The following is a 22757-nucleotide window of genomic DNA, read 5'->3' as shown; positions in this document are numbered from 1 at the left end:
CGCCGGCTACCCGCGTCCTGGTAAGTCCGCGGCGCGCACGTGTCTATTTCCGACATGTACGTACTCTCGGCGCAAAGGGCATACTTTGCAAGCGACGGAATGTGCCACGCTCCGCGTCGGGGCCATGGAGGAAGGTACGAGCATGAGACCCCGGTCCGGTCCCACCGTGGAACATCGCGTCCTCGCCGTCCGGCTCCGGCTGCTGCGGGAACGCGCGGGCGTAAGCCTGGCCGCCGCGGCGCAGGCACTGGACGCCCACCCGGCGACCGTACGACGCATCGAACGGGCCGAGACCGGACTGGACGCACGTCAGGTCCGCGCTCTCCTCGACTGCTACGGGGTCCCCGAGGCCGACGCCGAGCCGATCATCGCGGGCCTCGGCGCCGCGAGCCTGCCGGGCTGGTGGCACCAGTGGCGCGACGCGATGGAGCCCTGGCAGCAGGACGTGATCGGCATGGAGTCCTCGGCCGGCCTCGTAAGGACCTGGCACCCCGCGCTCGTACCGGAACTGCTGCGCACCCCCGCCTATGCCGAGGCCCTGGACCGCGCGCTGCACCCCGACGGGGACGCCGTCCGGCGCGAGCGCCGCGTCGAGCTGCTGCTGGAGCGGCAGCGCCGCCTGTCCTACCGCGGTGCCGCCCTGTGGGCCCTGATCCCGGCCGCCGCACTCCACACCCGGGTCGGTGGCCAGCGAGTGATGGACGAGCAGCGGGAGGCGCTGGCCGAGGCCGAGCACCGGCCGCACGTCACCGTGCAGGTGGTGCCGCTCGATCATCCTCCGCACCCCCTGACCGGAGTCCCGCCCCTGAATCTGCTCCGAGTGTCCGCCCCCGAGATCGGGGACCAGGCGATCCTGGAGACCCCCGGAGTCCGCGTCGACATCGTCGACGATCCGGACGCGGTGATGAACCACCGCATCCGCATCGACGCTGCCTGCGCCGCCGCACCCCGTCCGGGCACACCTTTCCCGGTCGCCTGACCGGTCCGACGGCTCCGCCGGGATGCGGCACACGCCGGATACGGCCAGCGTGGGGGAGTGGTGCGGCAGAGCAAGGCCCAGCGGATTCCCGCCGGAGTGATCGTGCTGGCCGTCGTGATCGAGGAGCCCACGCCGGCGCAGGTCCTCGATATGCTGATCCGCGACGTGCGGCGCCACCCCGGCGGCCGGCCCCAGGACGATCAGGCGCTTCTCGCGCTGCGCCGCTCACCGGGCTGACGCGGCCGGGAGAGGCCCGGCCACGGGTCCGCGCGCGGGTAAAGGATGGGGCATGGACACCAAAGGCTGGCTCATCCTCGCGGCAGTCGTCGTGCTGCTCACCATGGGCATCGCCGCCGTTCTCCTGGTACGGGTGCTCCGGGCCAGGAAACTGCTGCTCGACGCGGGAATCCCGCTCCGCAACAAGGCGCTGGTCTGGGCCGCCGCGATCTACACCGTGTCACCGGTCGACCTGTTGCCGGACCCCGTCTACCTCGACGACATCGGATTCCTGATGCTGGCCCTGCACTCGCTGCACGTCGCTGCGCGAACGGCCGGAACCGGGGTGACGGGGGCGCGGACCGCGCACAAGGAGGCCAGGGGCGGCAACCTTTCGGTGCCCGGCGGCCACTGACGGGAGGAACCCGTCCCCGCTCGGAAGGCACCACCGTGGAACCCATGCCTCACCGACCGCTCCACCGGCGTCGCGTCACCCGTACCCGCGCTCTGCTCGGAGCGCTCACCGCAGGGCTGCTCGCCGCCGCCGGGCTGGTCGCCGCCGGGCAGACCTCCCAGGCCGCCACCGCCCGCCAGGCCGAGGCGCTGGACCGCGGCGTCGTCAGCGTGCACACCGACAGCGGCAACCTCGTCAGCTGGCGCTGGCTCGGCACCGACCCGGACAACGTCTCCTTCAACGTCTACCGGGCGGGCACCAAGGTCAACGCGTCCCCCGTCACCGGCTCGACGAACTACTTCCACACCGGCGCCCCCGCCACGGCCGACTACACGGTGCGGGCCGTCGTCAACGGCGCCGAGCAGAGCGACTCCGTGCACGCGATCCAGTTCCGTGCGGGCTACAAGGATGTCCCGATCACCCCGCCCGCGGGCGGCACCACACCCGACGGCGTCGCCTACACCTACGAGGCCAACGACGCGTCGGTCGGCGACCTGGACGGCGACGGCGCCCTCGACTTCGTACTGAAGTGGCAGCCCACCAACGCCAAGGACAACTCCCAGTCCGGCTACACGGGCAACACGTTCATCGACGGGATACGCCTCGACGGCACCCGGCTGTTCCGTATCGACCTCGGGCGCAACATCCGCTCAGGCGCCCACTACACGCAGTTCCAGGTGTACGACTACGACGGCGACGGCCAGGCCGAGGTCGCCATGAAGACGGCCGACGGCACCGTCGACGGAACGGGCAAGGTGATCGGCAGCGCGAGCGCCGACCACCGCAACGCGGCCGGTTACATCCTCACCGGATCCGAGTACCTGACCATGTTCAACGGCCGGACGGGCGCCGCGATGGGCACGGTCGACTACGTCCCGGCCCGCGGCACCGTGTCCTCGTGGGGGGACTCGTACGGCAATCGCGTCGACCGCTTCCTGGCCGGCACAGCCTATCTGGACGGCTCCAGGCCGTCCCTGATCATGGCGCGCGGCTACTACACACGCAGTGTCATCGCCGCCTGGGACTGGCGGGGCGGCGCCTTCACCCGGCGCTGGACCTTCGACACGAACAGCTCGACCAACGCCGGCAAGGGGTACGACGGCCAGGGCAACCACCAGCTGTCGGTCGCCGATGTCGACGCCGACGGCAACGACGAGATCGTGTACGGCGCCATGACCGTGGACGACAACGGCAACGGGCTGTGGACCACGAAGAACGGTCACGGCGACGCGATGCACGTCGGCGACCTCGATCCCTCCCGGCCCGGACTGGAGGAGTTCAAGGTCGACGAGGACAGCTCGAAGCCGAGCTCGTGGATGGCGGACGCCAGGAGCGGCCAGATCCTCTGGTCCACTCCGGCCAGCGGAGACAACGGCCGGGGTGTCTCCGGCGACATCTGGGCGGGCAGTCCGGGCGCCGAGTCGTGGTCGTCCGCGGTGTCCGGGGTGCGCAACCCGCAAGGTTCCGTCGTGACGAGCCGCAAGCCGTCCAGCACCAATTTCCTGTCCTGGTGGGACGGCGACACCACCCGTGAGCTCCTCGACGGCACCCACATCGACAAGTACGGCACCTCGGGAGACACCCGGCTGCTGACCGGGGCCTCGGTGCACTCCGCGAACGGCACCAAGGCCACACCGGCGCTCTCCGGAGACCTCTTCGGCGACTGGCGCGAGGAAGTCGTCTGGGCGACCAGCGCGAACACCGCGCTGCGGATCTACTCCACCCCGTACGAGACCGGCACCAGGATCACCACACTGCTCCACGACACCATGTACCGCACAGCGCTGGCCTGGCAGAACACCGCGTACAACCAGCCACCGCAGCCGAGTTTCGGCATCGGCGACGGGATGGCGACCGCGCCCCGGCCGGTCATCACCACGCCGTAGCGGGACGTCCGGCGCGGCCCCCTCACGCGACCGGTGAGGCGGGTGAGTCGGCCGGCGCCGGTGCGGACTGCGGTGCGGACGAGGTCGGCGGCTCCTCGGACGGCGGCGGAGGCTCGGACGGCGGCGGAGGCTCGGACGTGGGTGCCTCCGTCGTCGGCGGCTCCGTGGAGGGTGCGGGCGACGGGGTGTCGGAGGACGGCGAGTCCGACGGCGACTCGGACGGGGAGTCGGAGTCGGACGGGGACGGCGACGTGGTGGCCGGCGGGTCGGTCTTCTTGTCGGCCTTCCCGGTGTCGCCCGGCTCGCGGGCGAACCAGTCCCCGGACTTGGGATCGAACACCACGAACACGTTCACTACGGTGGTGGACGGGGTCACCACGACGACGTCCGACGACCGGTAGCCGGGCCACGCGGCACCCTTCAACTTCGGGGCACTCTGCTGGGCGACCGGCGGAAGCAGCGGATTGCCGCAGGCGCACCGCACCCGGGGCACTCCGCGGTCGTCGACGAGGACGGCGGTTCCGGCTTGAAGCACCGCCTGGTAGGTGGTGGCGGAACCGTCCCGGTAGCCGTGGTTGGTGACCCGGGTGTCCATCCGCAGCTGGACAGGCGTGAGTGAGCGCAGATACCCCGGCACCCCGGAGGGCTCGATGTTCAGTACCGAGGCGAACGCGCGGTTCTTGTCCGGCGCGGCGGAGAGTGCGGTGATCTGCTTCTCCACGTCGCAACTGGCGGTCTTGCGGGTGCCGCCGTACAGCCCGGGGGCCGACCCCTTCACCACGCGGGTGGCGTTGGCCGCGGCGGTGGAGCTCGGCACCGCGGTCGGTGTCGGGGACGCCTCGTCCTGTTCGGCGGTGGACTCGGTGAACGGGTCCTCACCCGAGGAACCGGCGGCCTGGAGGAACACTTCGCCGCCCGCCTTCGTACCCCCGTCGGGGCGGGTCAGGACGACGGTGACCACGACGGCCGCGACCAGGGCCAGGGCGATGATGGCCACACGGGGAGCGGACCGCCACCAGGCCCGGCCGGGACCGTCGGCGGACGGCTGTCCGCCACCGCTCGGGCCGCCGCCCCCCGAACCGCCGGAGCCTCCGCCGCCCGAGCTGCCGCCCCCGGACTCGCCCGCGCCGCCGGAGCCGCCCGTCGAGCCGGGCGCTCCCAGTTCGCCGCCACTGGGCGGGCCGGGCGGCGGACCGCTCGGCGTGTCCGGCGGTGGGACCGGACCTGACTGAGAGGGGCCCGACAACGGGCCGGACGGGGGTCCTGTCGGGCGGCCGGACGACGGCGGTTGTTCACTCACGGGCTCTTCTTCCCAAGGCCGGGAACCTGTCCCAATCATGTGCGTACAGATCTCATTGTGTGCCTTGTGCCCCGGTTGCCCGCAAGCGGACGCAGTCGGCCCACACCAGGGGGCGGAGCGCTCGGGGGCTGCTTAGCGTGGCAGCGTGAGCAGCCCCCGAAGCAATGGCAGAGACGGCGCGTCCCGCCCCCGGCACGGCTGGGCCGACGCCCTCGTGGCGGTCTTCGCCGGGATGATCGTCATGATCGTCGTCGCGGCACTCGGCCTCTGGGCCGCAGGAGCCGGTCAACTGCCCGGGGGTGCCTTCCCCCGCGTCGTCGCGGCGGTCGTCGTCATGGCGGCGGGCGGCTCCGTGGCGGTGTCCGGCGACGCCGGGGCACTCGCCGAGACGAATGCGGACCTCTCGGTGCTGCCGCTGTCGGTGACGCTCGTCGGCGCCCTCGCCGTCGCCGCGGGGTTCCTCCGGCCGCTGCGCCACCGGGCCGTCGCCGGTACCCGCGAGCTGGGCGGCTGGGCCGCACGGGTCACGACGCTGTGGCTCCTGGCACTCCTTGCACTCTCGCTCCTGGCCAGGCAGACCTTCGCCCTCCCGGTCGAGGACCCCACGGGCGGCCTCATCGAGGCGCTCGATGCCACGCCCGAGGTCGGATTCCGGGCCGAGATCCCGCTCACCCTGATCTTCGGTCTGCTGTGGCTGGCGGGTGTGCTCGTGCTCGCCCTGCTGGTGTCGCGCGGCGCCCCGCTCCCTGCCCGGCTGCTGCGCTTCCAGGAACCGGTGCGGCCCGCGGCCCACGCGATGGTGGTCCTGCTGCTCGGGTACGTGGCGCTGGGCGTGGTCGTCGGACTCGTCGTCGTGGTGACGCGGGGACACCCCGCCGAGACGTTCGCGGTGATCCTCCTGGGGCTGCCGAACCTGGTGTGGCTCGCGTTCACCCTGGGGCTCGGAGCGTCCTGGGAGGGCAAGGTCGACGGCCCGTTCGGACTGCCGATGCCCGAGGTGCTCGACTCGGTGCTCCGTACGCCGGACATCTCGACGCTCAATGTCCGTACGCTCGCCGAGCAGGACGGCCGCGCATGGTGGCTGGTCGTGGTCGCCGCGGTCGCGGTCCTCGCGGCGGCCTTCCTCATGGCGGTCCGCTCTCCGGCCCGTACGCGCGCCTGGCAGCACGCCGCACACATGGCGGTGGCCCTCACCCTGACGGTGCTCTTCATCTGTCTTGTCGCCCAGGTCTCCGCACACCTGGGGCTCTCGCTCCTGGGCCTCGGCGACGTGGGCGGCGGGCTCGGCGGCGAGGTGCTCCTGCGCCCGCGCCTCTGGTCGGCGCTCGGTATCGCACTCCTCTGGGGCGCGGTCACCGGACTCCTCGGCGGTCTGCTCGCCTCAAGGGTCCGCCGCAGGGACTCGCGCTAGGGGAAGACCGGGAGGGCCCAGCGGGGCGGCGTGGGCGGGGGTTCGACGGCGTCGGGCCAGAGGGCGGGGCTCTCGTCGACCCGGGTCGGCGGGTGGGTGTCCGGGCCGACACCCTCGGCCGCGGCGCGCAGGGCCGCGACGAACTGCAGACAGGAGTCGTAACGGTCCTCCGGGCTCTTGGCGAGGGCCTTCGCCAGTACGCCGTCGAGCTCGGCCGGAAGACCGGGGCGCTCCCCGCTCAGGGGCGGCGGAGGATCGTACTGGTGCGCCCAGAGCAGGGCCATGTCGTCGTCCCGCCGGAAGGGCGGGGCACCGGTCAGTGTCTCGTGGACGACGCAGGCAAGGCTGTAGACGTCGCACCGGCCGTCCACCGGACGCCCCGAAATCTGTTCAGGAGCCACATAGTCGAGCGTGCCGACGAATTGGCCCACCGTCGTGAACCCGGTCAGCGACAGCGACTTCTTCGTCAGTCCGAAGTCCGTGAGGTACACATGCTCCGGGTGGTCGCTGTCCGTGCCCGCCGCCACGAGGATGTTGCCCGGTTTGACGTCGCGGTGGACCAGATCGTGGTCGTGGGCGGCGTCGAGTGCGGATGCCACCTGTGCGGCGATGCGGATCGCGGTGGTGACCGGCAGGGGGCCCCGGCGGTCGATCAGGACCCGCAGATCCTGGCCCGCGACGAAGCGCATCGCGATGTAGAGCAGGCCGTCCGTCTCGCCCGCTTCGAAGACCGGCACGATATGCGGATGGTCGATCGCGGCGGCCACGCGTGACTCGTGCGTGAAGCGCTGCCGGAAGGTGTCGTTGCGCGCCAGCTCCGGTGCGAGCAGCTTCAGGGCGACCGTGCGGTCCAGCCGCAGATCCTTGGCGCGGTACACGACGGCCATGCCGCCGCGCCCGATCTCGCTCTCCACCAGGTAGCCCGCGACCTGCTTCCCCAGCAGGTCGTGCGGCCTTCCGGCGGGCAGGCCGGCCTCGTGCGAGGGGGGCGGGGGAGGCGGCGGAGGAGCCATCGCAGGTCACCGTACCGACCGGGTCGGCGGTCCCGCGGAAGGCCCCGTGGCCGGGCCGGTGTCCGAGACGACGCGGGTCGGTTCGGGGCCGTCGTCCTCGGCCACCCGGGTCGGTTCCGGCCCCGCCGACGCCGCGTACGTACTGAGCTGCTTCCCGTCGCAGTACACCCAGCGCTCGTGCTCCGCGTCGTGCAGCCACACCGCCTCGCCGTCGACGACCACGCCCACCCGCAGCCCCTGGGTGCGGAGCCGGAAGCCCTCGCCGTCCAGGCGGCCGTCCGCCAGCTCCTGCGCGGCACGCCGGTACTGGTGGAGCGCCTCGTCGGCCCTGGCCAGCAGGGGCCCCGGGTCCGCCGTGCGGGCGAGCGGCTGGTGGGCGGCCGGCGGAGCCTGCGGCACGGGGACGAGGAGCCTGCCGTCGATCCACGCGGACCACCCGTTGGCGCACGCGATGAGCCCCCAGTCACCCCGCCGGTCGAGGAGCTGCACGGGCAGCAGGGGATCGAGCGGCGCGGTCGGCCGGGACACGTCGGGAGCCTCCCAGGCGGGCATTCCGTCCGGGGGGACGACATGGGACGGGCGGAACTCCGGAGTCGCCATGGGCCGCCCCTACTTCCGCATGATGGCGGGTTCATGGCGGCGCAGCAGCTTCGCGACCACGTATCCGAAGACCAGCGAAAGCACCACCAGCATCCCCATGTTGAGCAGCCACACCCCGGCGGAGTGCTCGAACAGGGGATCGGACGTCAGCTTCCCTGGGACGATCGCGGCGAGGTCGATGGTTCCCGCCATCGCCCCCAGCGCCCACCGCGACGGCACCAGCCACGCCAGCTGTTCGACCCCGATCACGCCGTGCAGTTTGAGCAGCGCCCCGCAGAACACGACCTGGACGATGGCGAGGAGGACCAGCAACGGCATGGTGACCTCCTCCTTGCGCACCATCGCGGACACCAGGAGACCGAGCATCATCGCGGTGAAGGAGAGCAGGGCGACGGCCACGGTGATCTCCACGAGGGGTGGCAGCAGCACACCCTTGCCGCCCGGCGCGTTGAGATCGACGCCGACCAGACCCACCAGGGTCAGCACGACGGCCTGCAGGACCGTGATGAAACCGAGCACCACGACCTTGGACATCAGGTACGCGGATCTGGACAGCCCGACCGCACGCTCCCGTTGATAGATCACCCGTTCCTTGACCAGCTCCCGCACCGCGTTGGCGGCGCCCGTCAGCACGCCGCCCACACAGAGGATGAGCAGGGCGTTCATCGCTGTTTCCTGCGTCAGTTCACTGCCTGCCAGGGCGCGGGCCATCGCCCCCATCACGAACGGCAGGGCGATCATGATGACGAGGAAGGTCCGGTCGGCGCTCAGGGCGGCGGCGTACCGGCGTACGAGCGTACGCAGTTGACCGCCCCAGTTCCTGGTCTTCGGCGGAGCAGAGACGGTCGCCGCGGCCGGGATCTCCGCCGGCCGCGGCTGGGCCGTCGAGTTCACGATGTACTGGCGGTGGAAGGTGGATTGCTGGTACTGCCCGGCCCAGTCGCGGTCGCGGTCGTTCTCGAAGGCTTCGAACGCCTCCGGCCACTGCTCGAAGCCGAAGAAGGCCAGCGCGTCGTCCGGGGGACCGTAGTAGGCGATGCGCCCGCCCGGCGCGAGGACGAGGAGCCGGTCGCAGACATCCAGGCTCAGCACGCTGTGTGTGACCACGATGACCGTGCGGCCGTCGTCGGCGAGGCCGCGCAGCATATGCATGACGGAACGGTCCATACCGGGGTCGAGGCCCGAGGTCGGCTCGTCGAGGAAGAGCAGCGACGGCTTCGTCAGCAACTCCAGGGCCACGCTCACCCGCTTGCGCTGGCCTCCCGACAGACTGTGGATCGGCTGGTCGGCGCGTTGTTCCAGGCCCAGTTCACCCATGACCTCGGACACCCGGGCCTGTCGTTCCGAAGCGGCGGTGTCCTGCGGGAAGCGGAGCTCGGCGGCGTAACCGAGGGCGCGGCGGACGGTCAGCTGCGCGTGCAGGATGTCGTCCTGCGGTACGAGACCGATGCGCTGGCGCAGCTCGGCGAAGTCGCGGTAGAGGTCACGGCCGTCGTACAGCACCCTGCCCCGGTCGGCGGGGCGCTGCCCCGTCAGTGCGTTGAGCAGGGTGGACTTCCCGGCGCCGCTCGGCCCGACCACCGCGAGCAGGCACTTCTCACCGACCGGGAACGCGACCTCGTCCAGGAGCGTCTTGCGGCCGCGGTCCACCGTGACGGCCAGGTCCTGCACATCGAGCGAGACCTCACCGGTGTCGACGAACTCCTGGAGTTCGTCGCCGACCAGGCAGAACGCCGAGTGGCCGATGCCCACGATGTCCCCGGCCGCGACGGGGGCGTGGTCCACCGGCGTTCCGTTCAGGAAGGTTCCGTTGTGGCTCCCGAGGTCGACGATCTCGTACGTCCCGTCCGCCAGGGCGCGCAGTTCGGCGTGCCGGCGCGAGACGACCAGGTCGTCGATGACCAGGTCGTTGTCGGTGCCGCGGCCGATGCGGACGGTGCGGGCGGGCAGCGGGCGTACGGTGGTCGGCTGCCGGAAGGTGCCCGTCGCGCCCGGCATCGAGACGGCCGACGGCCGTTCCGGCGCGCGGGGGGCGGTTTCCGGAGGCTCGGACCCCACGAGAAGGGCACGCGGCCCGTCGGATGAGTTGCCGAAGCGGATCACACTGCCGGGACCGACGTCCGCCTCATGGATGCGACGGCCCTCGGTGTACGTGCCGTTGGTGCTGTGCTCGTCCTCCAGCAGCCAGTGGTCCGCCTCGGGCCGCAGCACCGCGTGGTGCCAGGAGACCCGGATGTCGTCGATGAAGATGTCGCTCAGCGGGTCGCGGCCGACGTGGTAATCCCGGCCCGGTCTCATCACTGTCGAACCTTGATCGGTTTCCAGGACGAGCTCGGGCGCAGTCGCCGCCACAGGCCGCTGTCCCATGCTCGAAAGTCTAGTCAGGGCACCGCATTTGCGCGCGCCGTCAGGGCCCCGTTTGTACTAGTGCAAACGGACTTCAGTGCTAGTCCGAAGTGGGTTAAGGTGACGTCATGCCTGCTCAGATACCCGCGCCCGTGACGCTGACCGGTCGGCATGTGACCCTCGTGCCGTTGACGATGGACCATGCCGAAGACCTTTTCGCCGCCGGTGGTGGTGACGACGAGGTCTGGCGCTGGCAGGGTGGTCCGACACCGCAGTCGCAGGACGAGCTCGGCATGACGATGCGTGACCTGCTCGACGAGGCGGAGCGGGGTACGTACGTTCCGTACGCCGTCATCCACCGCGCGAGCGGCCGGGCGGTCGGCTGGACCTCGTTCCTCGACATCAGCGCGTCCGACGAACGGCTGGAGATCGGCTGGACCTGGTACGGCCGTGCGTTCTGGCGGTCGCCGGTCAACACCGAGACGAAGCTGCTCCTGATGACGTACGCCTTCGAGGAACTGGGCATGGGGCGCGTTCAGTTGAAGACCGACCACATGAACCACCGCTCGCAGGAGGCCATCGCCCGCCTCGGCGCGCAGCGCGAAGGGGTGCTGCGCCGCCACCGCCGGCGCCACGACGGCACCTGGCGCGACACCGTCTACTTCTCGCTGCTCGCCGAGGACTGGCCCGAGGCGAAGAAGCGCCTGGGCGCCCGGCTCTGACCTGCGGCGGCGGGCACCACATGCCCGCCGCCTCGTTCGTCCGTCACGGGAGAACCCGGCCCTCGGCCCCCTCGGCCGTCCGCAGAAGCCGAAGGAACGACTTCAGGCCGGTGATGATCTCCTGGTTGTCGGTCAGGCGGTTCACCGTGGCCTCGAACTCCCTGGCCAGCGCGGTGATCTTCCGGTCGGCCCCGTCGGCGCGCTGGTACACGGAAGCGCCCAACGCGTCAACGGTCCGCCGGAGTTACTCAGCCTCCGGCTCGCCTGCGCGCACCCATAAATCCGGTTGCCCGCCGCACCGGCCTCCTGCTGTAATCCCGGCATCGCACGTACCGACCCCCCGGAGATGATGATGCGCCGAGCTTCTGTGTCCACCCAGACAGGAATTGACCCCTCTCTCAAGGACCTGAAGCTCAGTGCACACATTGAATCTGGGAATTCTGGCGCACGTCGACGCCGGTAAGACGAGTCTGACCGAGCGGCTGCTGCACGCCGCCGGAGTCATCGACGAAATCGGAAGCGTCGACGACGGAAATACGCAGACCGATTCGCTGGCCCTGGAACGACAGCGCGGCATCACGATCAAATCCGCCGTCGTCTCCTTCGTCGTCGACGACACTGCGGTCAACCTGATCGACACACCGGGCCACCCCGATTTCATCGCCGAGGTGGAACGGGTCCTTGGCGTGCTCGACGGGGCCGTACTCGTCATCTCCGCCGTGGAAGGCGTCCAGGCCCAGACCCGCGTCCTCATGCGGACCCTGCGGCGGCTGCGCATCCCCACCCTGATCTTCGTCAACAAGATCGACCGGGGCGGGGCGCAGTACGAAACCCTCCTGGAAAGCATCGCCGAGCGGCTGTCCCCGGACGTCGTCGCCCTGGGCAGCACGGAGGGGCTGGGAACCCGCGACGCCCGCAGTACGCCCTTCACGGCAGCCGACGCCGCCTTCACCACCGATCTGGTCGACCTGTTGACCGGTCGTGACGACGACCTGCTCGCCGCGTACGTCGACGCCCCGGCGACCGTCTCCTACCACAGGCTCCGCGACGCACTGGCCGCACAGACCGGACGGGCGCTCGTCCACCCGGTGTTCTTCGGCTCCGCGGCCACCGGCGCCGGTGTCGCCGAACTGATCGCCGGCATCACCGAGTTGCTGCCCACGGCCCACGGGGACGCGCAGGCCCCCGCCTCGGGCACCGTGTTCAAGATCGACCGCGGCCCGGCGGGGGAGAAAGCCGCGTACGTGCGCATGGTCTCGGGAACGGTGCGCACGCGTGACGTGCTCCGATTCCGTGGCGCGGACGGCCGGGAGAAGGAGGGCAAGGTCTCCGCGATCAGTGTCTTCGACAGCGGCGCCGAGGTCCGCAGCACCTCGGTCGGCGCCGGCCGCATCGGCACGATCCACGGACTCGGCGACATCCGCATCGGCGACACGATCGGCGAAGCGGCCGCGGAGCCGGTGCACCACCACTTCGCTCCGCCGACCCTGGAGACCGTCGTCGTCCCCGGTCGTGGCACCGATCGAGGCGCGCTGCATCTTGCGCTCGGCAGGCTCGCCGAACAGGACCCGCTGATCGATCTGCGGCAGGACGACATCAGGCAGGAAGTGTCCGTGTCGCTCTACGGCGAGGTGCAGAAGGAGGTCATCCAGGCCACCCTGGCGGACGACTTCGGTGTCGACGTCACCTTCCGCGAGACCACGACCATCTGTCTGGAACGGCCCCTCGGTTCCGGCGCGGCGTTCGAAATCATCGACAAGGACCCCAATCCCTTCCTCGCCACCGTCGGACTCCGGGTGGACCCCGCACCGATCGGCAGCGGAGTGGAGTTCCGGCGCGAGGTGGAACTCGGTTCCATGCCCTACTCCTTCATGCGGGCCGTGGAGGAAACCGTACTGACCACACTGGATCAGGGAATTCACGGCTGGCGGGTCACCGACTGCACCGTCACCATGACGCATTCCGGCTACTGGCCGCGGCAGAGCCATTCCCACGCGGTATTCGACAAGACCATGTCGAGCACCGCAGGTGATTTCCGCAATCTCACACCGCTCGTGCTGATGAGCGCACTACGAAAGGCGGGCACCACGGTGTACGAGCCGATGCACCACTTCCGTATCGAGCTGCCCTCCGACACCTTCGGCCCCCTGGTGCCCGTGCTCGCCAGGCTGCGCGCCGTACCGGGCACGCCCGAAGTGCGGGGCGCGACCTGCGTCCTGGAAGGGGAGATCCCGGCGGCCCGGGTGCACGAGCTTCAGCAGCTGCTGCCCGAACTGACACGCGGTGAGGGAGTGCTGGAGTCCGTGTTCGCGCAGTACCGCCCGGTCGTCGGCTCCGCCCCGGAGCGACCGCGTACGGACAACGACCCGCTGCACCGCAAGGAGTACCTGCTGCGCACGCTGCGCCGGGTGGCCGCCGGGGCCTGACGACCCGGGGCGTGCCCGCCGGGCACGCCCCGATCCGCCTGCGTCGTCCGCTACTTCAGATAGGGTCCCGCGGTCCCGATCTTCCCCGGGGCGGCGTTCTTCCCGCCGAGGTCGAGGACGTACACCCGGAGATTTCCCTTGCCGGGGGCAGGCACCGCGAGCGTGCCGCCCGTCACCACCTGCGTGTCCCCGGTGACGGCGTCCTTGTAGGTGCCGTTCGGGATGCCCGTGTACGTGGCACCGCCGCTGACCGTCACCAGGGCGAAGCTGTCGGTGCCGCTCGCCGCGTCGGTGTACCGGCGCTTGTACGCCATCGAGCCGGTGATTCCCTCCGTGGAGTACTGGCCCATCTGGAGCGCGGGCACCGCGCGTCGGATCTCGTTGAGCCGTTGCACGTGCCTGGCCAGCGGCTTGTCGAGCGTGGTGGCGACGGCTCCGGTGGCCGAGGTGACCTTGCTGAAGTCCGACACCTCCACGCTGCCCGCGAGATGGTCCCCGAAGTAGGCCCGACCGGTGGTTGCCAGCGGGCACGTCGGGCCGCAGTCGATCTTCTTTCCGGCCTGGAACTCGATCTCCGAGCCGTAGTACAGCGTGGGGATGCCGCGGAACGTCCACATCAGGGACATGTTCTCCGCCCAGGCGTCCGTGCCGCCCGCGTAGCGCTCGCTGCTCTTGTTGGGACCGTAGTCGTGGCTGTCGACATAGACGACGTTGTACGTGGCGTCGTTGTAACTGTCGTCGGAGTCCTTGCCGTTGTTGTACGCGTTGTTCGCGTCACCGAAGTTCATGTGCATCCGCATGTCGATGACGTTCATCCCGGAGAACCTGCTGTGGTCCGGTGCGTGATACGTGTTGCCGTTCAGGAAGGCGTTGTTCGAGACGGGCTGCGAGCCCGTGCCCTGCTGCTGCTCGTAGTCGTACATCTCCAGCGCGGCCTTCTCGTCGTCCGCGCTGTACTCCTTGCGTTCCTTCCAGGTGTAGAACTGGGCGGAGTGATTGACCGAGCCGCGGTTCCACTTGTCGTTGACGAACGCGGCCACCTCGCCGAACACGAAGAAGTTCTTCGCGGCCTCGGCGCCGAACCGGGAGGTGACGCGCTCCTGGATCGCGGGCAGGAAGCGCCGGTTCCACGTGGTGCGCGGGATGTGTACGGCCGTATCGACGCGGAAGCCGTCGACCCCCATGTCGATGTACTTGTTGTACGCGCCGATCAGATGGTTCTGGACGGGAGTGCTCTCGGTGTTGAAGTCGGCGAGATCGTCGTGGAGCCAGCAGCTGCGGGAGTCCTCGCCCTCCCAGTTCCCGATCCAGCAGTTGTGGTAGTACGCCTTGGGGAACATGCCCGAAGTGGGGTTCGGCCACTGACAGTTGTAGATGCGGTAGCCCTCGGGCGAGGTGTACTGGGTGGGCTTGCCCCAGTCGACGCAGGTGTTGCCCGCCGGCTCCGCCGTGGACCACAGGTCGCCGTTGTAGTACGACTTCCCGGACTTGGTCTCGACGGTGAGACCGTCGTACTCGAAGCCCTCGTTCTTCTCGTCGTAGTGCCAGCTCCACTGGGTGTCCCGCACTCCGTAGACCGTCGGAGTGAACAGGCCCTTGGCGCCCCAGCGCGAGGAGTGGTTGTAGACGACGTCCTGGTAGATCTTCATGCCCTTGGCGTGGGCGGCGTTGATGAGGTCCTGGTACGAGGCACCGGCCGACTCCAGCCGGGAGTCGACCTCGTAGAAGTCGTAGCCGTGGTAGCCGTGGTAGTCGTAGTCGGACCGGTTGAGCACCACCGGGGTGATCCAGACGGCCGACATGCCGAGGCCCTTGATGTAGTCGAGCTTGTCGACGAGGCCCTTGAAGTCACCGCGGAACATCGGGTCGTTGTTGGCCGCGTTGCCCGACTTCGTGTGCTGGCTCCCGCCCCGGTTGTTGGCGCTGTCCCCGTCGTTGAAGCGGGCGGTGAGCACAAAGTAGACCGGGTCTTTGCGGGGGTCGGTGCCCAGCGGTGTGCCGGAGGCCGGCGCCGTGGGCTTCTCGCCCGTGGTCGCGGTGGCAGGTTCCGAGGCGGCCGATACGTTCCCCGCCGCGTCGACGGCCCTGACGGTGTAGGTGTAGGCGGTCCGTTCCTCCAGGCCGGTGTCCGAGTGGACGGTGGAGCCGACGTCGGTGACCACGGCACCCTTCGTGCCGCCGGTCCTTGTCACCTGGTACTTCGTCACCGCGCGGTCGTCGGTGGAAGGGTCCCAGGACAGCACGACCGATATTCCGTCGGCGTCGGCCGTCACCTTCGAGGGGGCGGTCGGCGCCTCGGTGTCGGGTACCTCGGCGGCGCACGGGTCCTTGGCGCCGGCTGTGACCAGCCGGTCCTTCACCGTGGTCAGTCCCGAGGAAATCGTGTAGTTGCCGCCGTTGTTGTTGTCCCACACACCGTTGCCGTTGTTGAAGGCGGCCTGCATCCCGGTGGCCGCCCCGAGGTCGACCGAGCGCTTCACCCAGCCGGTGCAGGCAGCCTCCATGCCCACGCCGGGGACGGCGGTCCAGGCGCCGCCCGCGGGCTGGTAGTGCAGGTTGGTGGTGGTCCAGCCGACGGTGGCCGTCGAGTAGTAGACGGAGGCGGTGTTCCCCTCACCCGGTCCTGGGGTGGGATCCGGGTCCGGGTCCGTGCCCGCGCACGGGTCGCTGTGGGCGACCACGCCGTCCTTCACCGTGATGTTCCCGGTGCCCAGCGCGTAGTTCCTGCCGCCGTTGTTGTCCCAGACCCCGGAGCCGTTGTTGAAGGTCGCGGCCAGGCCCGCCGCGCTGCCCAGTGGGACGGTCTGCTTCACCCAGTCGGTGCACGCCGCTTCCATCCGTACCCCGGGCACGGTGGTCCAGGACCCGCCGTCCGGTGCGTAATGAAGGTTGTACGCCGTCCAGTTCTTGGTCCCGGTGTAGTAGAAGACGGTTGCCGTGGACTCCGCGGCGGCGACGGGCACGGGGGACGCGGGGTCCACGGCCTGCGGCAGCGCCGTGAGGAGCCCCAGCAGCCCGGCGGCTGCCACGGCTGCTGCGAGGGGGCGTCTCAGCAGCCGGTGAGGGGTGCGTTTCATTGATGTCTCCAGGGGAGTGCCGCGGGCGGGTCGACCGCGGCTGCCGACAGCGCGGCTGCTCCGTGAGCAGCTGCGGGTGTCCCGCCGGAGAACCCTGACGCGCCTCGGGGTCCGGGCGAGCAATGCGTCCCGACAGCAAGTGCTGTCAGAATGTTGCTGCAATCTTTTGCAGTCAGGAAGTTACCCGTGCATGACAGCTGCGTAAAGGGTCTGCGTAAGGGGTTGTGACGCCGCGACGGCACGGTGCGCGGTGACCCGTCCAGGAATGACGGAATGCCGGTGCGCGTTGCGGTGTTCATGACCTTCTTTGTTGACGTGACCGTGCGTGGCTACGAACTCGATACCCAGGGACATCTGAACCAGGCCGTCTATCTCCAGTACGCGGAGCACGCGCGGTGGGAGCTGCTGCGGGCCGCCGGTCTGCCGCAGGAGAAGCTGCTGGCCACCGGCGTGGGCCCGGTGGCGCTGGAAGTGACGGTGAAGTACGCCAAAGAGCTGCGCGGCGGAGACAAGGTCCGGGTGACCTGCGCGTTCGTGTACGGGACCGGCAAGACCTTCCGGATCACGCAGCAGATCCTCAAGGAGGACGGCACGGTCGCCGCGGAGATCACCGGCGTGGGAGGCATGCTCGATCTCACCGCCCGCAGGCTGATCGCGGACCCGGGGGGCCACCTCGCGTCGCTGGCCGAGAATCCGGAACTGCTCGGCGCCTGAGGCAGCGGGCCCGGGGCCGTCCGTCCGGTCAGTGAATCGGTTCGCCCGCCGCCAAACGTTCCGTCACCTTCCGGAGCCGGGCGGACCTGACGGCCGGAGTCCGTGCGGTCGCGAGACGCAGGAACACCAGGTACCGGGCCGACCTGCCGAGCTGCTCGAAGTGGCGGGCGGCCTCCGTGTTGCCGGCCAGCGCCGCTTCGAGGTCGGCGGGCACGATGGCCTCACTCTGCGAGGGGTACGCCGCGGCCCACCGTCCGTCCGCCCGGGCTGCCCGCACCTCGGCGAGGCCCGGCTCGCGCATCCGTCCGGCCGCCGTCAGGGCCTCGACCTTGCGGACGTTGACCAGGGACCACGTGCTTCTGGGCCGACGGGGCGTGATCTTCTGGAGGTAGTACGTCTCGTCGCAGGACCTTCGCTGTCCGTCGATCCAGCCGTAGCAGATCACGGTCTCGACCACCTCGGCCGCAGTGACCGACGCGATGCCCGATGCCTTCTTCGCGAGTTTGATCCACAGCGCGGCCCGCGTTCCGTGGTGGGCGTCGAGCCAGGACTCCAGCTCGGCGGCCCGCTCGAAGAACAGCGTCTCGGGGGCTTCCGTCGCCGTCGCTTCCGTCTGCACTGCCGCCTCCTGGGAGCCTGGGTTTCGCCGTCATAGACACGGTAGGAGCCCATTAGGCCGGCTCCTGTCCTGATGGGCGCCCCCGTGCGTCGGCCCTATGTGCTCGGCAGCCCCGAACCGAACCAGTCCGTGCCGTCCTCGACGCCGGACAGGGTGAAGAAGTATTCGCCGTCCGTGGTGCTGGTGAAGTCCGCGAACCGCTCTCCCTCCAGGCGCTTCTGCACCGCGGCGAACTGCCGGGTGATGTCCTGCTGGTAGCAGCAGTCCGGCAGTCCCGGATCGAGCGTGCCGTCCGGCGCGAGGCCGCGGTCGACGTTGTAACTGCGGCGCAGGATCTGCGAGTCGGAGGTCGCCGGGGTGCGCGGATTCGCCAGCCGGATGTGGGAGCCGAGCGGAATCAGCCGGCAATCCGGGTCCGTCTCGTAGGCGGGCAGGTCCGATTCCTTCCTGCCGGTCAGGGGAGCGCCGGTGGCCTTGTTGCGGCCGGGGCGCCCGCGCGCCGGGAGGATTGAGGAAACCGTCGACCCGCCACCATGTGCTCACCATCCGGTGCGTCTCGCGCGCGAGGTCCCGGATCACATGCAGCACGGCATCGGGATGCGGTGCTGCAGATCTGCACGGACAGGTCTCCGTGACAGGCCGCCTCGTCGAGCTCGTCGTCCTGGACGCCGGCATCGGGACCAGGCCTGCCGGAGTGAGACCGGCAGTGAGGGCCCTCGTCCGCCGGGTCGGTCCGGCGCCGAGGAGCGGCAGTTCACATGTGTGTTCCAGGTCCGCTCGGCCTATCGGTCCTGCCGTTCCAGATGATCACCCTCTGATCGGCTGATTGCGGAGTGTGGGTGACATGTTTCTCACGGTGACGGGGGACACATCGGAGGTCTGTTCCCGGCCCCGGAGCGGGCACCCCCTGAATTCCCTGACCGGTCCTTGGGAGAACCTCGGTGGAGAACACGGAAACTGTGCGCAGGACGGTGGGTCGGCACCGGCGTGGCGGATGCGGTCGACACCGAACTGGCGGACCTGTCGGTGACTCCCAGCGTCGCCCTGTCCGGCTGGCCCGCCCTGGGACGGCCCCGTTCCACCACCGATTCCCCCACTTCCATCGCAAGGAGAACGCATGCGCCTGCGCACCCGCTTGGCACCAGCCGCTCTACTGCTGCTCGTTCCGCTGATCGGCTCCACCCCGGCCACGGCCGACACCGGGCGCGGCGCCGTTTCGGTGCGCCAGTCCGACCGGGCGGTCATCGGCCAGTACATCGTCACGCTCGCCCCCGAACTGTCGCCGGACACCGTCCTGCAGAGGTTCGGCCTCCGCCCGCTGTTCAGCTACCGGAACGTCCTGAACGGCTTCGCGGCCGTTCTCGGTCCCGCCCAGCTGTCCGCGGTACGCGCCTTCCCGGGCGTCGAGTCCGTCGAGGAGAACGGCCAGGTCGCCAACGACCCGCTGCCGGCCGACTCCCGTGCGGTGGCCGTAAGTTGGGGTCAGGACCGGATCGACCAGCGCGACCTGCCACTCGATGGTCAGTACATCGCGGCCGGCACAGGCACGGGAGTGACGTCCTACATCGTCGACACCGGGATCGACTCCCGGCACCGTGAGTTCGGCGGGCGCGTGACCCTCGGGCTCGACGCCGTCGGCGACGGACGTCAGGGCCAGGACTGCAACGGGCACGGCACCCATGTGGCCGGCACGGTCGGCGGTGCGACGGTCGGCGTCGCCCCCTCCACCTCGCTCGTCACGGTGCGGGTGCTCGACTGCCGGGGCGAGGGGACGTGGGCCGCGATCCTCGCCGGGTTCGACTGGATCGCCAGGAACGCCCAGCAGCCCGCCGTGGTCAACGCCTCGCTCGGCGGTCCCTCGTCGGATGCCGTGGACCAGGCGGTCGGCGCCCTCTGGGACCGGGGCGTCCTGCCTGTCGTCGCCGCAGGCAACGACAGCAAGGACGCCTGTGAGGTCTCCCCGGCCGGCGCGGACCGTGTGGTCACCGTGGCGGCCTCGGACGCCACGGACCGGCAGACGGGCTTCAGTAACTGGGGCGAGTGCGTCGAGCTGTACGCCCCGGGCACGGCCATCGTCTCCGCCGCTCTCTACGGCGGCTACCGGCGGCTCGACGGGACCTCCATGGCAAGCCCGCACGTGGCCGGGGTGGCCGCCCTGTACAGGGAGAAGAACCCGGACGCGTCACCGCTGGAGATCGCCGCCTGGCTCGACGAGCAGTCCACCGATGGCGTGCTGTCCAATCTGGGCCCGGGCTCGCCCGACCGGCTCCTGTACACCGCGGGCCTCTGACCGGAACGCACCGGCCGGGCCCGCGCAGCCGAACGCGCGGCCCGGCCTCGTGGCACAGTGGAAATATGGACGATTTGAACGCCCTTGCCGTCGAGCACCTGGCCCTGGCCCGTACCTCCGCGCACGGCCGCAGCGCCCACCTCCTGCTGCACGAGGACACCCTGCGGCAGACGGTCATCGCCCTCACGGGCGGGTCGGCCCTCGACGAACACAACGCCCCGCCCGCCGCGTCCCTCCAGGTGCTCCGCGGCGCCGTGCGCCTCACCGCGGCCTCGGGCGACGTGGAGCTCGCCGTCGGAGCCCTGCACCCGATCCCCCAGGAACGGCACGGGCTGCTCGCCCTGGAGGACGCGGTGGTGCTGCTGACCGCGGTGAACGACTGACCCCGCCGACCGCGCTGAACGACTGATCCCGCCGGGCGACGGAGTCCCTATCGGCCGAACGGGCCGGGGGAGGTGCGGTACCCGGCGACCACGGGCAGCGTCTCGCGAAGTGCGCGAGCACTGTCGTTCGACGCATTGCCCAGGGGTTGCCCGTGCCAGTTCCTGTCCGGGTTGGAGAACTGCCCGACCCTGGTGCAGTCACCGCACGAGGACCCGTACGCCATGATCGTGTAGTACTCGTGGTCCGGGGTGATCCAGCCCGTGTTGTACGGCCGGTCCTCGCTCACCTGCATCCCGCCGTCCGGGTCAGTGGCTAATGTCGTACGGTCGTGGGCGAGGCCCAGGTTGTGCCCGATCTCGTGACTGACCGAGTCGAGCGCGATTCCCTGGACATCGGCGACCGCATAGGCGAATTCGCTGGAGGACTCGCCGAGCGTGGCCGTGTAGTCCGCGATGCCACCGCCCTTTTCCCGCCGGTTCACCATGACGGCGACGAGATCGGCCGCGAACCATTCACGCAGCTGGTGGGCGGGCCCGCCCAGCGTCGGATCGTCCTTGTCCTTGAGCCGTTGGTGCGCCGCGGCGAAGTCCTCCGAGCCGTCGTAGTCCGTCGCCGTGTAGGCGTGCGTGATCCGGATCGAGCCGCACACTCCGCTCTGTTTGAGCGAGCGGTTCATCCGGGTGGCGATCTGCTGCGCGGACGCGGACACTCGATGGCGCCCGCCGACCTCGGCGGCGGCCTTGGGCGTGTAGGCCACCATCACGTCGACGACGGGGCAGCCGGCGCGGGCAGGGGCGGGCGCGGGGGCTGCGGACTCCCGGTCCGCCGGGGGGCTGTAGGGGGATATGGCGCAGAGCGAGGCTCCGACGGTCGCGGCCAGCGCGATCCTCAGGGCGGTCGAGAGCATGCGGGGGTCCCTTCTCGGCACGACGGGAGGGGATGGCATCGATGCGCGGTGATCACGCCGGGTTGTTCATGTCTAACAGGTGGTGAGGGGATGTGCTTGCGCGCGGGTGTGGAACGCGCGAAATTCACCCTGACTGCGGATCGGGCCGTGCGGCATCCTTCACCCTGACCAATTGCCCTTCAACCGCCCGCCACCGTATCCGAGTTGACGCTCCGTCGATCTCCGGGCGTGCAGCGGGGCGCGCGACACAGCGCCCCGCTGCGCACGCCGCGGGGCTCAGGGGGTGTCGGGTGGTGGGCCGGAGCTCTCAGGGGAAGTGCCCGGCCATGAACCTGGCTCTTCGGTAGAGCCGTCGCCCCTTGGTCGTCAGGGACTCGTGCGGTGACGCGACCGGGGCGCCCACGCCATGGAGCCAGCGGTCGAATTCCGCCGGCCCGGTGTCGGAGCGGACCATCAGACGGGAGATCCGCCACGGATCGTCGGCCGTGGAACTGAACGCGTCACCGGCTGCCGCGGCCGAGCTCCAGCCGGCCTCCCGCACCAAGCGGCGCACCGTGGCGCTGTGGTAGCCGTGCGGGTAGGCGAAGGAACTCACCGGGTGGCTGAGCGCGTCCTCCAGGCGCCGCTTGCTGTCGTTCACTTCATGGCGCGCCCGGGCTGCGGGCAGGATGTCCAGCTGCGCATGCGTACGGCTGTGGCCGCCGATCTCGATGTCGAGGGCGTCCAGGGTGGTGATCTGGCGCCAGTTCAGCATGGCGGCGGGCGGCAGCAGGCTGCCCTCGGGGCCGGCGCCGGGGGCGTGCACGGCGCCGGTGGTGATGTAGAGCGTCGCGGGGAGCCCCCGCTCGGCGAGCACGGGGGCGACGGTCCAGTAGAAGTCGGCGAACCCGTCGTCGAACGTCAGCACCACGGACCGCTCGGGAAGCGGCTTGCAGCCCCGCAGTGCGGCCACCAGCTGCCGCAGTGGCACGACCGAGAGCCCGGCGTCGGAGATCCTGTCGAGCTGCTCGGTGAAGGTGCGCGGGGTCACAGAGAACGGGGCGATCCACGGCGCGGGTTCACGGGCCACCGAATGGTAGGCGAAGACGGGCACGGCGCTCATGATCAGTCCTTCTCGGTACCCGGAGCTCGGGATCTCCGGGCCGCCAGGCGGCGGCCGAGGTGGAAACCACCTGCCTCGGAGGGGCGGCGTCGACCGGTGCTGGGCACTGACCTGCGGGGTCTCCTTCGAATCCGCAGGTGCCGGCTCGACCCGAGCGGGTGTCGATGCGGTCGCACCAACGCCAACACGACTCCGTCCGGTGCGACCCCACCGGTTCCACCGGGTGAGCGGAACTCACCGGGCGCTTCCTGGTCGGGGCCGACGAAGTGGGCGGGTGTGTACAGCGAATCGCGGGCGGCAGGGCAAGGACA

The 22757-nt window shown here is 70.2% G+C and carries 20 protein-coding genes; 10 read left to right on the top strand and 10 right to left on the bottom strand.

The window, feature by feature from the left end; all coding sequences use genetic code 11:
- Positions 1 to 142: 142 nt before the first annotated feature.
- The 4 genes from ACFT7S_RS12645 to ACFT7S_RS12630 are packed head-to-tail and all read left to right on the top strand — an operon-like array spanning position 143 to position 3535.
- Positions 143 to 979: a helix-turn-helix domain-containing protein gene (locus ACFT7S_RS12645; RefSeq protein ID WP_382730374.1), complete on the top strand. Its 837-nt coding sequence runs from the start codon at positions 143 to 145 to the stop codon at positions 977 to 979.
- Positions 980 to 1039: 60 nt separating this feature from the next.
- On the top strand, positions 1040 to 1216 hold the full coding sequence (locus ACFT7S_RS12640; protein WP_382730372.1) for a hypothetical protein: 177 nt from the start codon (positions 1040 to 1042) through the stop codon (positions 1214 to 1216).
- Positions 1217 to 1268: 52 nt separating this feature from the next.
- On the top strand, positions 1269 to 1610 hold the full coding sequence (locus tag ACFT7S_RS12635; protein WP_382730369.1) for a YkvA family protein: 342 nt from the start codon (positions 1269 to 1271) through the stop codon (positions 1608 to 1610).
- 44 nt (positions 1611 to 1654) lie between these two features.
- Positions 1655 to 3535, top strand: coding sequence for a rhamnogalacturonan lyase (locus tag ACFT7S_RS12630; RefSeq protein WP_382730367.1), 1881 nt, complete (start codon positions 1655 to 1657; stop codon positions 3533 to 3535).
- A gap of 22 nt (positions 3536 to 3557) precedes the next feature.
- Here the strand turns inward: ACFT7S_RS12630 and ACFT7S_RS12625 are convergent, their stop codons facing one another.
- On the bottom strand, positions 3558 to 4835 hold the full coding sequence (locus ACFT7S_RS12625) for a DUF6777 domain-containing protein (protein ID WP_382730364.1): 1278 nt from the start codon (positions 4833 to 4835) through the stop codon (positions 3558 to 3560).
- Between the two features lie 145 nt (positions 4836 to 4980).
- On the opposite strand from ACFT7S_RS12625, the gene ACFT7S_RS12620 reads away from it, so the two are divergent.
- Positions 4981 to 6246, top strand: coding sequence for a streptophobe family protein (locus tag ACFT7S_RS12620; RefSeq protein WP_382730362.1), 1266 nt, complete (start codon positions 4981 to 4983; stop codon positions 6244 to 6246).
- Here the strand turns inward: ACFT7S_RS12620 and ACFT7S_RS12615 are convergent.
- Genes ACFT7S_RS12615 through ACFT7S_RS12605 form a run of 3 tightly spaced genes read right to left on the bottom strand, consistent with a single transcriptional unit; the run spans position 6243 to position 10226 of the window.
- Positions 6243 to 7259 (bottom strand): serine/threonine-protein kinase, encoded by a 1017-nt coding sequence (locus tag ACFT7S_RS12615; RefSeq protein WP_382730360.1) that lies wholly within the window; start codon positions 7257 to 7259, stop codon positions 6243 to 6245. The genes ACFT7S_RS12620 and ACFT7S_RS12615 overlap by 4 nt on opposite strands.
- Positions 7260 to 7265: 6 nt before the next feature.
- Entirely contained in the window at positions 7266 to 7859 is a 594-nt protein-coding gene (locus ACFT7S_RS12610) for a hypothetical protein (RefSeq protein WP_382730358.1), read from the bottom strand.
- 9 nt (positions 7860 to 7868) lie between these two features.
- Positions 7869 to 10226 carry an FHA domain-containing protein gene (locus ACFT7S_RS12605; RefSeq protein ID WP_382730355.1) on the bottom strand — a complete coding sequence of 786 codons (2358 nt, stop codon included), beginning with the start codon at positions 10224 to 10226 and terminating at the stop codon, positions 7869 to 7871.
- Between the two features lie 107 nt (positions 10227 to 10333).
- On the opposite strand from ACFT7S_RS12605, the gene ACFT7S_RS12600 reads away from it, so the two are divergent.
- The gene (locus ACFT7S_RS12600) at positions 10334 to 10927 is read left to right on the top strand and encodes a GNAT family N-acetyltransferase (RefSeq protein WP_382730353.1); all 594 of its coding nucleotides are present in this window, start codon (positions 10334 to 10336) and stop codon (positions 10925 to 10927) included.
- Positions 10928 to 10970: 43 nt separating this feature from the next.
- Here the strand turns inward: ACFT7S_RS12600 and ACFT7S_RS12595 are convergent, their stop codons facing one another.
- On the bottom strand, positions 10971 to 11150 hold the full coding sequence (locus ACFT7S_RS12595) for a hypothetical protein (protein WP_382730352.1): 180 nt from the start codon (positions 11148 to 11150) through the stop codon (positions 10971 to 10973).
- 193 nt (positions 11151 to 11343) lie between these two features.
- Between ACFT7S_RS12595 and ACFT7S_RS12590 the strand changes: the two genes are divergently transcribed.
- Positions 11344 to 13353 (top strand): GTP-binding protein, encoded by a 2010-nt coding sequence (locus ACFT7S_RS12590; protein WP_382730350.1) that lies wholly within the window; start codon positions 11344 to 11346, stop codon positions 13351 to 13353.
- 50 nt (positions 13354 to 13403) lie between these two features.
- Here ACFT7S_RS12590 and ACFT7S_RS12585 read toward each other — a convergent pair whose 3' ends face one another.
- On the bottom strand, positions 13404 to 16430 hold the full coding sequence (locus ACFT7S_RS12585) for a carbohydrate binding domain-containing protein (RefSeq protein WP_382730348.1): 3027 nt from the start codon (positions 16428 to 16430) through the stop codon (positions 13404 to 13406).
- 297 nt (positions 16431 to 16727) lie between these two features.
- On the opposite strand from ACFT7S_RS12585, the gene ACFT7S_RS12580 reads away from it, so the two are divergent.
- Positions 16728 to 17144 carry an acyl-CoA thioesterase gene (locus tag ACFT7S_RS12580; RefSeq protein ID WP_382730833.1) on the top strand — a complete coding sequence of 139 codons (417 nt, stop codon included), beginning with the start codon at positions 16728 to 16730 and terminating at the stop codon, positions 17142 to 17144.
- Between the two features lie 28 nt (positions 17145 to 17172).
- On the opposite strand, the gene ACFT7S_RS12575 is transcribed toward ACFT7S_RS12580, so the two are convergent.
- Both ACFT7S_RS12575 and ACFT7S_RS12570 read right to left on the bottom strand, forming a co-directional pair.
- Positions 17173 to 17763: a YdeI family protein gene (locus tag ACFT7S_RS12575; RefSeq protein WP_382730346.1), complete on the bottom strand. Its 591-nt coding sequence runs from the start codon at positions 17761 to 17763 to the stop codon at positions 17173 to 17175.
- A 95-nt stretch (positions 17764 to 17858) separates the two neighbouring features.
- Positions 17859 to 18197, bottom strand: coding sequence for a hypothetical protein (locus ACFT7S_RS12570; protein ID WP_382730831.1), 339 nt, complete (start codon positions 18195 to 18197; stop codon positions 17859 to 17861).
- 683 nt (positions 18198 to 18880) lie between these two features.
- On the opposite strand from ACFT7S_RS12570, the gene ACFT7S_RS12565 reads away from it, so the two are divergent.
- Positions 18881 to 20053: a S8 family peptidase gene (locus tag ACFT7S_RS12565; protein WP_382730343.1), complete on the top strand. Its 1173-nt coding sequence runs from the start codon at positions 18881 to 18883 to the stop codon at positions 20051 to 20053.
- A gap of 65 nt (positions 20054 to 20118) precedes the next feature.
- Entirely contained in the window at positions 20119 to 20436 is a 318-nt protein-coding gene (locus tag ACFT7S_RS12560; protein WP_382730341.1) for a cupin, read from the top strand.
- Positions 20437 to 20483: 47 nt separating this feature from the next.
- On the opposite strand, the gene ACFT7S_RS12555 is transcribed toward ACFT7S_RS12560, so the two are convergent.
- Both ACFT7S_RS12555 and ACFT7S_RS12550 read right to left on the bottom strand, forming a co-directional pair.
- Complete coding sequence (locus ACFT7S_RS12555; protein ID WP_382730338.1) at positions 20484 to 21344, bottom strand: M12 family metallo-peptidase; 861 nt, start codon at positions 21342 to 21344, stop codon at positions 20484 to 20486.
- A 307-nt stretch (positions 21345 to 21651) separates the two neighbouring features.
- The gene (locus ACFT7S_RS12550) at positions 21652 to 22446 is read right to left on the bottom strand and encodes a polysaccharide deacetylase family protein (RefSeq protein ID WP_382730337.1); all 795 of its coding nucleotides are present in this window, start codon (positions 22444 to 22446) and stop codon (positions 21652 to 21654) included.
- Between the last annotated feature and the right edge of the window lie 311 nt (positions 22447 to 22757).

Origin of the sequence: Streptomyces sp. NPDC057136 (genome assembly GCF_042670885.1) — a bacterium.
GTDB lineage: Bacteria > Actinomycetota > Actinomycetes > Streptomycetales > Streptomycetaceae > Streptomyces.
Note: the sequence above shows the minus strand (reverse complement) of the source record. Positions and strands in the feature narration are given on the sequence as shown.